Origin of the sequence: Kitasatospora sp. NPDC094028 (assembly GCF_049543595.1) — a bacterium.
Taxonomy (GTDB): Bacteria; Actinomycetota; Actinomycetes; order Streptomycetales; family Streptomycetaceae; genus Kitasatospora.
Genome location: NZ_JBMVFA010000006.1, coordinates 238,870 through 252,048, shown reverse-complemented (window position 1 = coordinate 252,048; position 13,179 = coordinate 238,870). Strand labels below are relative to the sequence as shown.

General features: G+C 72.6%; 13 protein-coding genes. 5 read left to right on the top strand and 8 right to left on the bottom strand.

The window, feature by feature from the left end; translation table 11 throughout:
- The first annotated feature begins 20 nt into the window (after positions 1–20).
- From ACPC54_RS12915 to ACPC54_RS12900, 4 genes are all read left to right on the top strand, one after another.
- Positions 21–446: a PLD nuclease N-terminal domain-containing protein gene (locus ACPC54_RS12915; RefSeq protein WP_498964267.1), complete on the top strand. Its 426-nt coding sequence runs from the start codon at positions 21–23 to the stop codon at positions 444–446.
- A 474-nt stretch (positions 447–920) separates the two neighbouring features.
- The gene (locus ACPC54_RS12910; RefSeq protein WP_498964265.1) at positions 921–2,522 is read left to right on the top strand and encodes an acyl-CoA carboxylase subunit beta; all 1,602 of its coding nucleotides are present in this window, start codon (positions 921–923) and stop codon (positions 2,520–2,522) included.
- A 73-nt stretch (positions 2,523–2,595) separates the two neighbouring features.
- Positions 2,596–2,808: an acyl-CoA carboxylase epsilon subunit gene (locus ACPC54_RS12905; protein ID WP_498964263.1), complete on the top strand. Its 213-nt coding sequence runs from the start codon at positions 2,596–2,598 to the stop codon at positions 2,806–2,808.
- A 221-nt stretch (positions 2,809–3,029) separates the two neighbouring features.
- Positions 3,030–3,668 carry a ScbR family autoregulator-binding transcription factor gene (locus tag ACPC54_RS12900; protein WP_498964261.1) on the top strand — a complete coding sequence of 213 codons (639 nt, stop codon included), beginning with the start codon at positions 3,030–3,032 and terminating at the stop codon, positions 3,666–3,668.
- Positions 3,669–3,691: 23 nt separating this feature from the next.
- On the opposite strand, the gene ACPC54_RS12895 is transcribed toward ACPC54_RS12900, so the two are convergent.
- Entirely contained in the window at positions 3,692–4,330 is a 639-nt protein-coding gene (locus ACPC54_RS12895; RefSeq protein ID WP_498964259.1) for a ScbR family autoregulator-binding transcription factor, read from the bottom strand.
- A gap of 367 nt (positions 4,331–4,697) precedes the next feature.
- On the opposite strand from ACPC54_RS12895, the gene ACPC54_RS12890 reads away from it, so the two are divergent.
- A complete protein-coding gene (locus ACPC54_RS12890) occupies positions 4,698–5,744 on the top strand; it encodes a ScbA/BarX family gamma-butyrolactone biosynthesis protein (protein WP_498964257.1) in 1,047 nt (348 codons plus the stop codon).
- 29 nt (positions 5,745–5,773) lie between these two features.
- Here ACPC54_RS12890 and ACPC54_RS12885 read toward each other — a convergent pair whose 3' ends face one another.
- The 7 genes from ACPC54_RS12885 to hemL all read right to left on the bottom strand — a co-directional run bounded on the left by ACPC54_RS12885 (position 5,774) and on the right by hemL (position 12,826).
- A complete protein-coding gene (locus ACPC54_RS12885; RefSeq protein WP_498964255.1) occupies positions 5,774–6,184 on the bottom strand; it encodes a hypothetical protein in 411 nt (136 codons plus the stop codon).
- A gap of 120 nt (positions 6,185–6,304) precedes the next feature.
- Positions 6,305–7,435: a c-type cytochrome biogenesis protein CcsB gene (gene ccsB / locus ACPC54_RS12880; RefSeq protein WP_498964253.1), complete on the bottom strand. Its 1,131-nt coding sequence runs from the start codon at positions 7,433–7,435 to the stop codon at positions 6,305–6,307.
- Between the two features lie 3 nt (positions 7,436–7,438).
- Complete coding sequence (gene resB, locus ACPC54_RS12875) at positions 7,439–9,226, bottom strand: cytochrome c biogenesis protein ResB (protein ID WP_498964251.1); 1,788 nt, start codon at positions 9,224–9,226, stop codon at positions 7,439–7,441.
- Between the two features lie 2 nt (positions 9,227–9,228).
- Positions 9,229–10,011: a cytochrome c biogenesis CcdA family protein gene (locus tag ACPC54_RS12870; RefSeq protein WP_498964249.1), complete on the bottom strand. Its 783-nt coding sequence runs from the start codon at positions 10,009–10,011 to the stop codon at positions 9,229–9,231.
- On the bottom strand, positions 10,008–10,625 hold the full coding sequence (locus ACPC54_RS12865; protein ID WP_498964247.1) for a TlpA family protein disulfide reductase: 618 nt from the start codon (positions 10,623–10,625) through the stop codon (positions 10,008–10,010). Before ACPC54_RS12865 ends, ACPC54_RS12870 begins: the two co-directional genes overlap by 4 nt.
- A gap of 153 nt (positions 10,626–10,778) precedes the next feature.
- Positions 10,779–11,429, bottom strand: coding sequence for a histidine phosphatase family protein (locus tag ACPC54_RS12860; protein WP_045709797.1), 651 nt, complete (start codon positions 11,427–11,429; stop codon positions 10,779–10,781).
- A 68-nt stretch (positions 11,430–11,497) separates the two neighbouring features.
- Positions 11,498–12,826 (bottom strand): glutamate-1-semialdehyde 2,1-aminomutase, encoded by a 1,329-nt coding sequence (hemL, locus tag ACPC54_RS12855; RefSeq protein WP_498964245.1) that lies wholly within the window; start codon positions 12,824–12,826, stop codon positions 11,498–11,500.
- Positions 12,827–13,179: the final 353 nt, after the last annotated feature.

Below are 13,179 nucleotides of genomic sequence, written 5' to 3'. Positions count from 1 at the left end.
GCCGGGGGGAGATCGCAGCCATGCCGCGGATTCTTCTGACCATCATCCTTCCGCTCGCGCTCTGGGTGTGGGCATTCGTCGACTGCCTCACCACGCCCGAGGACGAGGTGAAGCACCTGCCCAAGGTGGTGTGGGTGCTGATCGTGCTGCTCTTCCCGCCGCTGGGCCCGATCGCCTGGCTGATCGCGGGCAAGCAGCGGGGCTTCCACCGGGCCGCGTCGGCCGCGGCCGGCGGCGCCGGCACCGCCGGGCCCGGGTACGGCGGTCCGCGCGGCGGACGGCCGCTGGCGCCGGACGACGACCCGGAGTTCCTCGCTTCCCTCCAGGACTTGAAGAAGAACGACAAGGACCACGAGGAGATGCTCAAGCGCTGGGAGGCGGACCTGCGCCGCCGCGAGGAGGACCTGCGCGGCAAGGACGAGCCGGACGAAGGACGCAAGAGCTGAGCTGGGGAGCGGTTCGCTCCGCTCCGGGCGCCCCGCGGGGCTCCCTCGGACAGCCCACCCGGACGGCCCAGGGTGGGCTTCGGCGTTTTTGGCGCTTCCCTACGACTGGGCACCTCAGGAGGCCGGCGGGCGCCGACCGGGCGGCGGATCCGAGCCCCCGCCGAACCGGGCCCCGCACGGCCCCCCAGGCCCCCGTGACGACCGCCCTGACCTGCGCTTTTCTTCACGTTCGGATCATCCGGTCATCATCTCCTCGACGACTTACCGTATTCGAACGGACACCGAGGGCACTGGCTTGATCCGCGCCGCTTCTGTACAGCCCTCACAGCTAAACGAACCCGACCTTGTACGGAATCGACGCCGAAACCGACGCACGGCCCCTCGTACAGTCATAAGTGAAGAAAGTGATTCGCAGCCGGGGGCACAGCAGACGTTGGCTGTCGGACAGTTCCCTCACCATTGGAGTGGTTCGAGATGACGGTTGTGCATGAGGCGCCGGTCGGCGACGAGGCCTCCGGGACCCCAGCCGACGCCCGCGGGCGGGTCGCCGAGCTGCACGCGCTGCGCGAGCAGGTGCTCCGCGGCCCCAGCGACAAGGCCACCGAGGCCCAGCACGCGAAGGGCAAGCTGACCGCTCGCGAGCGCATCGAGCTGCTGCTGGACGAGGGCTCCTTCCACGAGGTCGAGCCGCTGCGCCGGCACCGCGCCCAGGGCTTCGGCCTGGAGGCCAAGAAGCCGCACACCGATGGCGTCATCGTCGGCTGGGGCACCGTGCACGGGCGCACCGTCTTCACCTACGCGCACGACTTCCGGATCTTCGGCGGCGCCCTGGGCGAGGCCCACGCGCAGAAGATCCACAAGATCATGGACATGGCCATCGCGGCCGGCGCCCCGCTCGTCTCGCTCAACGACGGCGCCGGCGCCCGCATCCAGGAGGGCGTCACCGCCCTCGCCGGCTACGGCGGCATCTTCCAGCGCAACACCAGGGCCTCCGGCGTCATCCCGCAGATCTCGGTGATGCTCGGCCCGTGCGCCGGCGGCGCCGCCTACTCCCCCGCGCTGACCGACTTCGTCTTCATGGTCCGCGAGACCTCGCAGATGTTCATCACCGGCCCGGACGTCGTCCAGGCCGTGACCGGCGAGAAGATCAGCCAGAACGGCCTCGGCGGCGCGGACGTGCACGCCGGCGTCTCCGGCGTCTCGCACTTCATCTACGACGACGAGCAGTCCTGCATCGAGGAGGTCCGCTACCTCCTCTCGCTGCTGCCGCAGAACAACCGCGAGATGCCGCCGTCGGTCGTCACCGAGGACCCGGTCGAGCGCCGCAACGACAGCCTGCTCGACCTGGTGCCCGCGGACGGCAACCGCCCGTACGACATGCGCAAGGTGATCGAGGAGATCGTCGACCACGGCGAGTACCTGGAGGTCCACGAGCGCTGGGCCACCAACGTGCTGTGCGTGCTGGCCCGGGTCGACGGCCACGTCACCGGCATCATCGCCAACCAGCCGCAGTCGCTGGCCGGTGTGCTCGACATCAACGCCTCCGAGAAGGCCGCGCGCTTCGTCCAGATGTGCGACGCCTTCAACATCCCGATCGTCACCCTGCTGGACGTGCCGGGCTTCCTGCCCGGCGTCGACCAGGAGCACGGCGGCATCATCCGACACGGCGCCAAGCTGCTGTACGCGTACTGCAACGCCACCGTGCCGCGCATCTCGCTGATCCTGCGCAAGGCCTACGGCGGCGCCTACATCGTGATGGACTCCCGCTCCATCGGCGCCGACCTGTCCTACGCGTGGCCGACCAACGAGATCGCCGTGATGGGCGCCGAGGGCGCCGCCAACGTGATCTTCCGCCGCGAGATCAACGGCGCCGAGGACCCGGACACCATGCGGGCCCAGAAGATCAAGGAATACAAGGACGAGCTGATGCACCCGTACTACGCGGCCGAGCGCGGCCTCGTGGACGACGTCATCGACCCGGCGGAGACCCGCCAGGTGATCGCCTCCGCGCTGGCCATGCTCCGCACCAAGCACGCCGACCTGCCCAGCCGCAAGCACGGCAACCCGCCGATGTAGCACGGTACTTCGCGTCCACTGGCCGCACACCCGGGCCATCACACACCACAGTCACCGGGGGAGAAACCAGAACATGACCGCTACCGCCGAACCCCTCATCCAGATCGTCCGCGGCTCGCTCAGCGACGAGGAGCTGGCCGCCCTCACCGCCGTACTGGCGGCCCGCGCCGCGGCCGCCCAGCAGGCCACGGCCGCCGCCGCGCCGATGGAGCCGATCGCCAGCTGGCAGCGCCTGGAGCGCCGCCCGGCGTACTACTCGCCGGTCAGCTGGCAGCAGGCCGCCTGACGCACCGCGCGCCTCCCGACGGCCGGTCACCCCACCCGGGTGGCCGGCCGTCCGGCGTGCGCGGGCGGCGGCCCTTCGGGACCCGGTCCCGGCCGCTCACCGCACCGCTCGGGCCCGGGGCGGCTCGGTAGGATACCTACCGGACGGTATGCGGCCACCGCCCCGCCGGCCCTGTGGAACCGGCCGCAGCCGGGGCACCAGAACTATCCAGGGAGGCTGCGATGGCCAGGCAGGCCCGGGCGTTGGCGACCCGCCACGCGGTGCTCGTCGCGGCGGCCGAGGTGTTCGACGAGCGCGGCTACGCCGCCGCCACCATGGCCGAGATCCTGGACCGCGCCGGCGTCACCAAGGGCGCGCTCTACTTCCACTTCCACTCCAAGGAAGAGCTCGCGCTCGCCGTCATCGAGGGCCAGGGCGCCTGGATCGCCACCTGGAAACCCGCCACGGACAGCCCGGTGCAGATCCTGATCGACCTCGGCTACGCCTTCGCGCACGCCCTCCTGGACGACCCGCTGGTGCGCGGCAGCATCCGGCTCACCATCGAGCACGGCAGCTTCACCCAGCCGCAGATCGCGGCCTACCAGGGCTGGATCGACCTGGTGCGCGGCCTGCTGGAGCAGGCCCGGGAGGCCGGCGAACTGCACCCGGGGGTCGATCCGGGCGCGGCCGCCGGGGTGATCACCGGGGCCGTCACCGGCATCCAGCTCAGCTCCCAGGTACTCACCGACCGGCGGGACCTGATCCGGCGGATCGGCGACCTGTGGACGCTGCTGCTGCCCGGGCTCGTCCAGCCGCACGCGCTGGCCCGCCTCAGCATCGCCGAGCGCACCGCCGAGCACACCGCCGAGCACACCGCCTGACGGCCGTCCTCCCCCCGCGGCCGTCAGACCTGGTAGGCCACCCGACGCTCGGCCGGCACCAGGGCGGGCAGCGCGGCCGTCCAGAGCCGGCGGACGGCCTCGGGGGCGAGCCGGTCCGGGGTGCCCCCGGCCAGCAGCACCTGGCCGGCCGCCAGCGCGGTGAGCAGTTCGGTGGCGGCCCGCCGGTCCAGCCCGGGGCACAGCTCCCCGGCGTCCTCGGCGCGGGCCAGCAGGCGGTGGACGACGGCGGCCAGGCCGCGCCAGGTGGCGTCGGTACCGGGCGGGCCGGGCGGGCCGGACGGGCTGGACAGGCCCCCGCGCCGGACGCGCCGGCCGAGCCGGACGCCCGCCCGGACCACCACGTCCTCGCGCAGCAGCCGGGCCAGCTCGTGGGTGAGGTCGATCAGGCCCTGCAGCGGCCCGCCGCCGGCGCGCAGAGCGCGCAGCGCGGCCGAGCCGATCTCCCGCCCGGCGGCGGCGCGCACCCCGTCCGCGAGCGCCTGCTTGGACACGTAGTGGAAGTAGAGGGCGCCCTTGCTGACGCCGGCCCGGCGGCTGATGTCGACCAGGCTGGCGGCCTCGAACCCGACGCTGGCGAAGGTGTCCGCCGCGGCGAGCAGGACGGCGTTCCTGGTCCGTTCCGCGCGCATCTGCTTGACCACTGCCCCGGCCCCCTCCGGCTCGACCGGGCGCGGCCCCCGCCCCGCCCGGGTTGCTGTCGGCGCGCCCGGCCTCCCCTGCGCCGAGCGACGCCCCGCATGCGGACGGCGACCGCCGAAACCGCATGGTAGGTATCTAATCTAGCGCCCTCGCCGACCCCGCCGTCCAGCGGGGACGGACCCCCGCCCAAGGTCGGAACCACCCGCCGAACCGGTGTTTCCGCAGCCCAGAGGCCCTAGGGTGAGCTCCGGGACGGGCGGGGCGCTGGAAGCCGCCCCGGCCCGCGAAGACATACCGGGTGGTAGGTATGTTCTGCCCGGGGCGTCCGCAACGGCCGCTCGACCGACACCCTGAAGCGGGGGGCCTGTCATGCCGCCGATCGTAGAGCCGGGCTCCGACACCCCCTACGCCCTCGATCCGGACGCCCACGCCGGCCGGCCCCGCGCCGGGTACGACTTCCACGAGCGGACCGTCTCCCGGCACCTCGTCCACCGCGCCGCCGTCTCCGAGGTCCTGCTCACCGGCTGGCAGGCCACCGGCCCGTACGACTTCCTGCTCGGCGCTCAGTGGCCCCGGCTGCACGGCTTCTACCGGCTGCCCGGCGGCCGGTATCACGACCCGGTGCTGATGGCCGAGACCGTCCGGCAGGCCGGGCTGCTCATCGGCCACGCCGGATTCGGCGTCCCGCACGACCACCACCTCACCCTCGCCGACCTCTCCTACGCCCTCGGCGAGACCGGCCTGACCGGCCTCGCCGTCACGCCCGGACCGGTCTCGCTGATGCTCGCCGTCCACTGCGAGGACGTCCGGATCCGGCACGGCCGGCTCGACTCGCTGCGGGTCACCGCCGAGATCAGCCGGGACGGCCACCCGGTCGGCCACGGCTCCGGCCGGCTGCGCGTCCTCACCCCCGCCGGGTACGCCCGGCTGCGCGGCCCCGTCCGGCACCCCGCCGAACCGGCCCCGCCGCCGGCGCCCGTCGCGCCCGGGCTCGTCGGCCGGACCGAGCCCGCCGACGTGGTGCTCAGCCCCACCCTGCGGCCGGACAGCTGGCTGCTGCGCACCGACCCCACGCACCCGGTGCTCGCCGACCCCGGGCTGGACCACGTGCCCGGGATGCTGGTGCTGGAGGCCGCCCGGCAGGCCGCCCAGCGGCTGCGCCACCCCGAGCCGGTGGCGCCGGTGCAGCTGGTGACGGCCTTCGAGCACTACATCGAACCGGACCGGCCCTGCCTCGTCCGGGCCGTCCGGGAACCGGCGCCGGGCGGGGTGCGCCGGGCGCCGGTGGTGGTCCGGCTGGTGCAGGACGGGCGGACGGCGGCCGAGTGCCGGCTGCTCACCGAGCCGGTCGGCGGGCCGGTCGCCTCGGCCCCCGGCCGCGGCGCGCCCGCCGTCCGGCTCCCGCTCGCGAGCTGACCCCCGCCCGGCCCCTCCGGTGACGCCGGTTACGCCGCCGCCAGCGCGGCCGCCGAGGACCGCCCGGCGTGCATCACGCTGAGGTTGGCGGCCAGCCGGACCGGGTCCTGGGCCAGCCAGAGCCGCAGCGCCGCGCCGAGCGCCGCGCTCGCCGACTCGATCCGGACGTCGGTGATCTGAGCGATCCGGGCCGCCCCCGGCGCCAGCAGGTCGGCCAGCGCGGTCGGCAGCCAGACCGTCAGCGCGCACGGCGCGGGCGTCGCGAGGGCGCCGAGCAGCCGGTAGGCGTCCCCCGGCGCGCTGAGCGTGGGGATGATGTCCAGCAGGGCGTCCGCGACCACCTCGGACACGTCGCTGCGGTGCCCCTGGGCGAGCCGGCGGAGCAGCAGCTGCTCGCCGGCGGTGATTCGGACGGTCAGCATGACCTCGTCGCACTCCATTGCGCGATTCCTCCTCAGTTCCCTCCCGTACCGGCCTGGCGGCCGGCACGAACTACCCCTGTCGCACCTCGGCCCGGCCAACCATCTGCGGAGAGCCGGGCCGGTGGGTGTGTGCCCCGGTCAGATCCCCGCGTAGGAGTGCTTGCCGGTGACGAAGATGTTCACGCCGTAGTAGTTGAAGAGCCAGCAGGCGAAGGCCGCCAGCGCCAGGTAGGCCGCCTTGCGCCCCTTCCAGCCGGCCGTCGCACGGGCGTGCAGGTAGCAGGCGTAGGCGACCCAGCAGATGAACGACCAGGTCTCCTTCGGGTCCCACTCCCAGTACTTGCCCCAGGCCGCCTCGGCCCAGATCGCGCCCGCGATGATGGTGAACGTCCACAGCGGGAAGACCAGGGCGTTGATCCGGTAGGACAGCTTGTCGAAGGTGGACGCGGCGGGCAGGCGGCGCCAGATCGACGCCGAGGTGCCCAGCGGGCCGGTGGTCAGGCCGGCCGCGATCCGCTTCTCGAAGGAGTCCTTGCCGAGGTAGAGCACGGTCGCGATGAACGCCGCGTAGAACGCGCCGCCGCAGAAGATCGCGGTGGAGACGTGGATCGCCAGCCACGGCGAGTGCAGCGCCGGAACGAGCTGGTCCGAGTCGGTGTACAGCGTGGTGGTGGCGATGCCCAGGGTCAGCAGCCCCGCCACGACGACCGGCAGGCCGAGCCAGCGCACGTTCTTCTTGGCCGCCAGCAGCACCAGGTAGGCGGCCGTCATCGAGAAGGCGAAGGCGCAGGAGAACTCGTACATGTTGCCCCACGGCCAGCGGGACACCGACAGGCCGCGGGAGACGATGCCGCCGCCGTGCAGCAGCAGGCCCAGCACCGTGAGCGAGACGGCGATCCGGCCGGCCAGGTCGGCCCGGTCGCTGGTGCCGGCCGCTCCCGGGCCGTCCACCTCGTCCTCGCCGCGGCCGCTGGTGACCACCGTCGCGCCCGCGCCGGCCACGGCGGTGCGGGTCAGCGTGGTGGTCCCGCCGCCGGCCCCGGCCACCGTGACGGTGACCTTCTTGATGCCCTTCGACTCGGCCGCGGCGACGGTGTCGGCCAGGCTGCCGGCCTGCTCCTTCGAGCGGACGGCGACGGCACCCTTGCTGCCGAAGGTCCACTCGATCATGTGGGCGAACATGGCGAGCGTGTAGACCACCATCGCCGAATAGATCAGCTTGTTGGAGAGGTCGGCCAGCTGTGGGTCGACCGCCGAAGCGAGGTGCACCGTCTACTCCTTGGAGTTCTGGTCGGCGGGGGCGGGGTCCGAGGGTGCGTCCGGGGCCCCGGTGGCACCGGGCTCGGCGGAAGCGTCGGGGTCATCGGTCTCGTCGGTGGCCGGGGCGTCGTCCTGGAGGTCCACCGCGAGTTCGGCCAGCTCCTCGGCGATCTTCGCCGACTCGCTGCGGGCCAGGCCGGCCAGCTCCACCTGGGTGCCGCCGCCCGGCAGGGCGACCGCGCGCACCCAGATCCGGCGGCGCTGGAGGAACAGCGAGCCGATCAGGCCGAGGATCGCCAGCACGCCGCCGGCCAGGGCGATCGAGTTGCCCGGGCGGTGCGAGACGTCGAAGCTGGCGAAGCGCTTGTAACCGTTGAAGGTGAGGGTTCCGTAGCCACCCGGCAGCTCCCAGACCTGGCCGGGCTTGAGCCGGGCGGCGGCGGGGGTGTCGGGCTTGTCGTCCTGCATCAGCTGGGTCATGTTCTTGGTGTCCAGCTGGTAGATGTTCTGCGGCCGGCCGGAGTTGTTGCCGAGGTCGCCCGCGTAGACGTTGAGCACCAGCATCGGCGCGGCGTCGTCCGGGAAGAGCGAGATCGGGCCGGTGCCCACGAAGCTGTCCGGCGCGGTCGGCAGGAAGCTGCCGCTGAAGCCGAGCTGGGTCTTCTTCCCGTCCGGGCCGTCGCCGTAGTCGGAGACCTTCACCACGCCGGTGGAGGTCTGGTTGGCGTCCTGCGGCAGGAACGGCGTGGCGCCCTGGTAGACGACCTCGCCCTTGCCGTTGCGGACGGTGACGACCGGCGCGAAGCCGTGGCCGATCAGGTAGATCTTGCTGCCGCCGATCTCCAGCGGGTGGTTGACCTCGATCTTGCCCTGCTTGGCCTTCGCCGGGTCGCCGTCGGTGGAGTACTCGACGTTCGCGGTGAACTGCCGGGCCGCGCCGATCTGCGAACCGCTGGACTGGAAGCGGGAGGTGAAGGAGTTCAGCTTCAGGTAGAAGGGGTCGAGGTCGTCGGTGGTGTAGAACCGGGTGCCGCTGAAGTCGTCGAGCTGGGTGATGGTGTTGGCGTAGCCCTCGCCCTCGACGATCAGCTTGCCGGCCGTCCCGGAGGCCAGGCTGGCCCAGGCGAAGCCGCCGAGCAGGGCGAACAGCGACAGGTGGAAAACCAGGTTGCCGACCTCGCGCAGGTAGCCCTTCTCGGCCGCCACCGAGCCGCCGGACAGGTTCGCCCGGAAGCGGCGCTTGCGCAGCAGCCGGTACGCGGCGGCGTTCACCGCGTCGGCGTCCGCGTCGGTGCGCCAGGCCGCGTACACCGGCATCCGGGTCAGGTTGCGCGGCGCCGCCGGCGGCGCGGCGCGCAGCACGCCGACGAACTGCCAGGTGCGCGGGACGATGCAGCCGGCCAGCGAGACGAACAGCAGGATGTAGATCGCGGAGAACCAGACCGAGCTGTAGACGTCGAACAGCTGCAGCTTCTCGTAGATCGGCGCGAGGGTGGTGTGCTGCGCCTTCCAGGACACGACCTTCATCGCGGTCTGGCTGCCCTGGCCGTTCTGCGGGATCAGCGAGCCCGGGATCGCGGCCAGCGACAGCAGGAAGAGCAGGATCAGGGCGACCCGCATCGAGGTCAGCTGACGCCACATCCAGCGCGCCCAGCCGAGCACGCCGATGCCGGTCGGGCCGTCGGACTCGACCGGCGCGGTGCTCAGCCGCTCGGCCGCGGAGTCGGCGCCGGTGTCGGCCTCGGTCTCGACGTCCTCGGGTGCCGGTGGCAGGTCGGTCCCGGTCGTGGTCTTGCTCACGGTCAGATTCCGATCTGGAAGTCGGCGGTCCAGGACTGCAGGTCGCTCACCAGCACGTCCCATTCCCCGGTGACGAGCAGCAGACCGACCACGACGAGCATGCCGCCGCCGATCCGCATGACGAGCGGGTAGTGCCGCTTGACCCAGCCGAAGGCGCCCAGCGCCCGGCGGAAGGCCAGCGCGGCCACGATGAACGGTACGCCGAGGCCCAGGCAGTAGAAGGTCATCAGCAGGGCGCCGCGCGCCGCATCGGCCTGGTTCACCGCCAGGGTCTGGACGGCCGACATGGTCGGGCCGATGCACGGCGTCCAGCCGACCCCGAAGACCACGCCGAGCAGCGGGGCGCCCAGCAGGCCGATCGCCGGGCGGCGGTGCGAGCGCACCTCACGCATGCTCAGGCCGGGCACGAGGCCCATGAAGGCCAGGCCCATCACGACGGTCACCGAGCCGAGCACGATCGAGATGATCCGCTTGTGCTCCTGCAGGGTGTCGCCGAACTGGCCGAACAGCGCGCCGCCGGAGACGAACACCGCGGTGAAGCCGAGCACGAACAGCGCCGCCCCGGCCAGCATCCGGCCGCGCCGCGCACCGCGCGCGTCCGCGAGGTCGGCGGCGGAGAAGCCGGTCACGTACGACAGGTAGCCGGGCACCAGCGGCAGCACGCAGGGCGAGAAGAAGGACAGCAGGCCGGCCGCGATCGCGATCGGGGCGGCGGCCAGCAGCGCCCCGCTCTGGACGGTGGTGAAGGTGTCGGCGAGGTTCAGTACGGCGGGTTCGGCGCTCACTGCTTCGGCTCCGCGACCACCGGCTGCAGGATCGACTCCAGCGCGTCGTCCACCGTGCCGCCGATCGCGCGGGCGGCCAGCTTGCCGTCCCGGTCGACGATCAGGGTGGTCGGGATCGACTGCGGGTTGAGGCTGCCCTTGGGGAACCTGAGCAGCTGGGTGCCGGCCGGGTCGAAGATGCTCGGGTAGGTGACGCCCTTCTCCTGCTCGAAGCGGACGGCGTTGGTCTTGTCCGAGTCCCGGGTGTTGATCCCGAGGAACTGCACGCCCTGGTCCTTGTACTTGGTCCAGACGCGCTGCAGGTCGTCCGCCTCGCCCCGGCACGGGCCGCACCACGAGCCCCAGACGTTCAGCACCACGACCTTGCCCCGGTAGTCGGAGAGCTTCACCTGGCTGCCCTCCAGCGTCTCGCCGGAGATGTCGGGGGCGTCCTGGCGGTGGCCGGGCTCGGCCTTGGAGACGTTGGTGCCCTTGACGGTGACGAAGCCCACCTGGTCCGCGCCGCTGCCCGAGGCCCCCGCGGAGGAGCAGCCGGTGAGGGCGAGCGCAGCGGCGGCGGCGGTGGCGGCGGCTGCGGCGGCGACACGGGGACGGGGGCGCGTCATGGCAGACATGTGAAAAGTTTCGCATGGAGCCCGGGGCGGGTTCGCCGGGGTCCTCCCTTGCGCATCGCACCCGCTCTGACCTGCGGCGGAATCGGGCCGTCCGGTGTTCACCGGACGGCCCGAGGTCATACTTACCCACCGCTTACACGGGCTCCGGAGGTGTCAGGCGCCGAAGCTCTTGCCCACCGGCTTGTCGCCCTTGCCGCCCTTGCCGACCAGGTGCGCCGGCAGCAGGTCGCGGGCCGGCTCGCGGTAGCCGACCGAGACGATCCGGTCGCCCTCGAAGGTGAAGCTGGTCAGCGAGGCCAGCGAGCACTGCCGGCGGCGCGGGTCGTGCCAGAGCCGGCGGCGCTCGACGAAGGAGCGCAGGATCCAGATCGGCAGCTGGTGGCTGACGCACACCGCCTCGTGCCCGCGCGCGGCGTCCCGGGCGGCGCCGATCGCGCCCATCATCCGCACCGCCTGGTCGAGGTACGGCTCGCCCCAGGACGGCTTGAGCGGGTTGACGAGGTACTTCCAGTAGGACGGGTTCCGCAGCGAGCCGTCACCCACGCCGAAGGTCTTGCCCTCGAAGATGTTCTCCGCCTCGATCAGCCGCCCGTCCTCGGCGACCTCCAGGCCGTGCGCCCCGGCGATCGGGGCGGCGGTCTCCTGGGCCCGCTCCAACGGGGAGGCCACCACGTGGGTGACGTCCCGGTCGGCCAGGTCCTCGGCGACCCGCTCGGCCATCTTCCGGCCGAGCTCGGACAGGTGGTAGCCGGGCAGCCGCCCGTACAGGACGCCCTCCGGGTTGTGCACCTCACCGTGCCGCATCACGTGGACGACGGTGATCTCCTTGGCACTCACTTCTCGACTGCTCCTGGGGCTCGGGCTCGTGGTGGTCACGCCGTGGCGGCGGCAGCGGCGCGGGCGGCCGCCGGGAGGGCGGCGGCGATCCGCTCGATCGCCCGCTCGTCGTGGGCCGCCGAGACGAACCAGGACTCGAAGGCGGACGGCGGCAGGTAGACGCCCTCGGCCAGCATCGCGTGGAAGAAGGCGGTGAAACGGTACGCCTCCTGGGTCTTCGCCTCGTCGTAGTTGGTGACGGCGGCCTCGGTGAAGAACACCGAGAACATGTTCCCGGCGGTCTGCAGGCGGTGGGCCACGCCCTCCTTGGCGAGCGCCGCGGAGACCAGGCCGGAGATCTCGGCGGAGACCTTGTCGACCGTCGCGTACACCTCGTCGGTGCAGCCGCGCAGCTGGGCCAGGCCCGCCGCGGTGGCGATCGGGTTCCCGGACAGGGTGCCCGCCTGGTAGACCGGGCCGGCCGGGGCGAGGTGCGCCATCACGTCGGCGCGGCCGCCGAAGGCCGCCGCCGGGAAGCCGCCGCCCATGACCTTGCCGAAGGTCAGCAGGTCCGGCGCCCAGCCCTCCCGTGCGGCCTCCAGGCCGTACCAGCCGGCCTTGGAGACGCGGAAGCCGGTCATGACCTCGTCGGAGACGAACAGCGCGCCGTTCTCCCGGCAGAGCCGGGCCAGGCCCCCGTTGAAGCCGGGCAGCGGCGGGACGACGCCCATGTTGCCGGGCGAGGCCTCGGTGATCACGCAGGCGATCTCGCCCGGGTGCGCGGCGAAGGCGGCCTCGACGGCGGCGAGGTCGTTGTAGGGCAGCACGATGGTGTCGCCGGCCTGGGCGCCGGTGACGCCCGGGGTGTCCGGCAGGCCGAAGGTGGCGACGCCGGAACCGGCGGCGGCCAGCAGCGCGTCCACGTGACCGTGGTAGCAGCCGGCGAACTTGACCACCTTCGCGCGGCCGGTGAAACCGCGGGCCAGCCGGATCGCGGACATGGTGGCCTCGGTGCCGGAGGAGACCAGCCGGACCTGCTCGACCGGGGCGACCCGGGCGACGATCTCCTCGGCCAGCTCGACCTCGCCCTGGCCGGGCGTGCCGAAGGAGGTGCCACGGGTGACGGCCGACTGCACGGCGTCGATCACCGCGGGGTGCGCGTGGCCGAGGATCATCGGGCCCCACGAGCACACCAGGTCGACGTACTCGCGGCCGTCTGCGTCGGTGAGGTAGGGGCCGGTGCCGGACACCATGAAGCGCGGCGTGCCGCCGACCGCGCGGAAGGCACGCACCGGGGAGTTGACGCCGCCGGGCGTCACCACGGAGGCGCGCTCGAACAGCGACTGGGACTGGGGGGCTTCGTAGGGGTAGCTCACGCAGGACATGGTCTCAAATCGTGTCCTTGCCCTCTGCATGTCGGACCCGATCATCTGGAACGATGATCCGGGCACCGTTGTCGGTACGGTTGCCCTTACAGTCCGTACTGCCGGGGCCGCCGACTGCTCCGGAGCACGGACCAGTCAGACTGTGCACACAGAGTGCGCGAGCGCTCCGGTTGTGTGCGGTGCAGGGGTGTGGAAGAGGACTGTCGCGTACCGCGGGTGGGTACGGCGGCGCATGACGGGTAAGGAGCACGTCCGGAGGGACGCCGGGCGTGCGGGGGTCTGTCGATTCCGGCGAATTCCGGTGAGGATGGTCCGAGTGTCCGAGGCGCAGGACGGCTACGACGAGGCCGCGG

Excerpts from the sequence above, each read along its gene's own strand:
- ACPC54_RS12915 (WP_498964267.1), top strand. The coding sequence starts at position 21 with ATGCCGCGGATTCTTCTGACCATCATCCTTCCGCTCGCGCTCTGGGTG.
- ACPC54_RS12865 (WP_498964247.1), bottom strand. The coding sequence starts at position 10,625 with ATGTCTGCCATGACGCGCCCCCGTCCCCGTGTCGCCGCCGCAGCCGCC.
- ACPC54_RS12860 (WP_045709797.1), bottom strand. The coding sequence starts at position 11,429 with ATGCGGCACGGTGAGGTGCACAACCCGGAGGGCGTCCTGTACGGGCGG.
- ACPC54_RS12885 (WP_498964255.1), bottom strand. The coding sequence starts at position 6,184 with ATGGAGTGCGACGAGGTCATGCTGACCGTCCGAATCACCGCCGGCGAG.
- ACPC54_RS12890 (WP_498964257.1), top strand. The coding sequence starts at position 4,698 with ATGCCGCCGATCGTAGAGCCGGGCTCCGACACCCCCTACGCCCTCGAT.
- ACPC54_RS12910 (WP_498964265.1), top strand. The coding sequence starts at position 921 with ATGACGGTTGTGCATGAGGCGCCGGTCGGCGACGAGGCCTCCGGGACC.
- hemL (WP_498964245.1), bottom strand. The coding sequence starts at position 12,826 with ATGTCCTGCGTGAGCTACCCCTACGAAGCCCCCCAGTCCCAGTCGCTG.
- ACPC54_RS12905 (WP_498964263.1), top strand. The coding sequence starts at position 2,596 with ATGACCGCTACCGCCGAACCCCTCATCCAGATCGTCCGCGGCTCGCTC.
- ACPC54_RS12900 (WP_498964261.1), top strand. The coding sequence starts at position 3,030 with ATGGCCAGGCAGGCCCGGGCGTTGGCGACCCGCCACGCGGTGCTCGTC.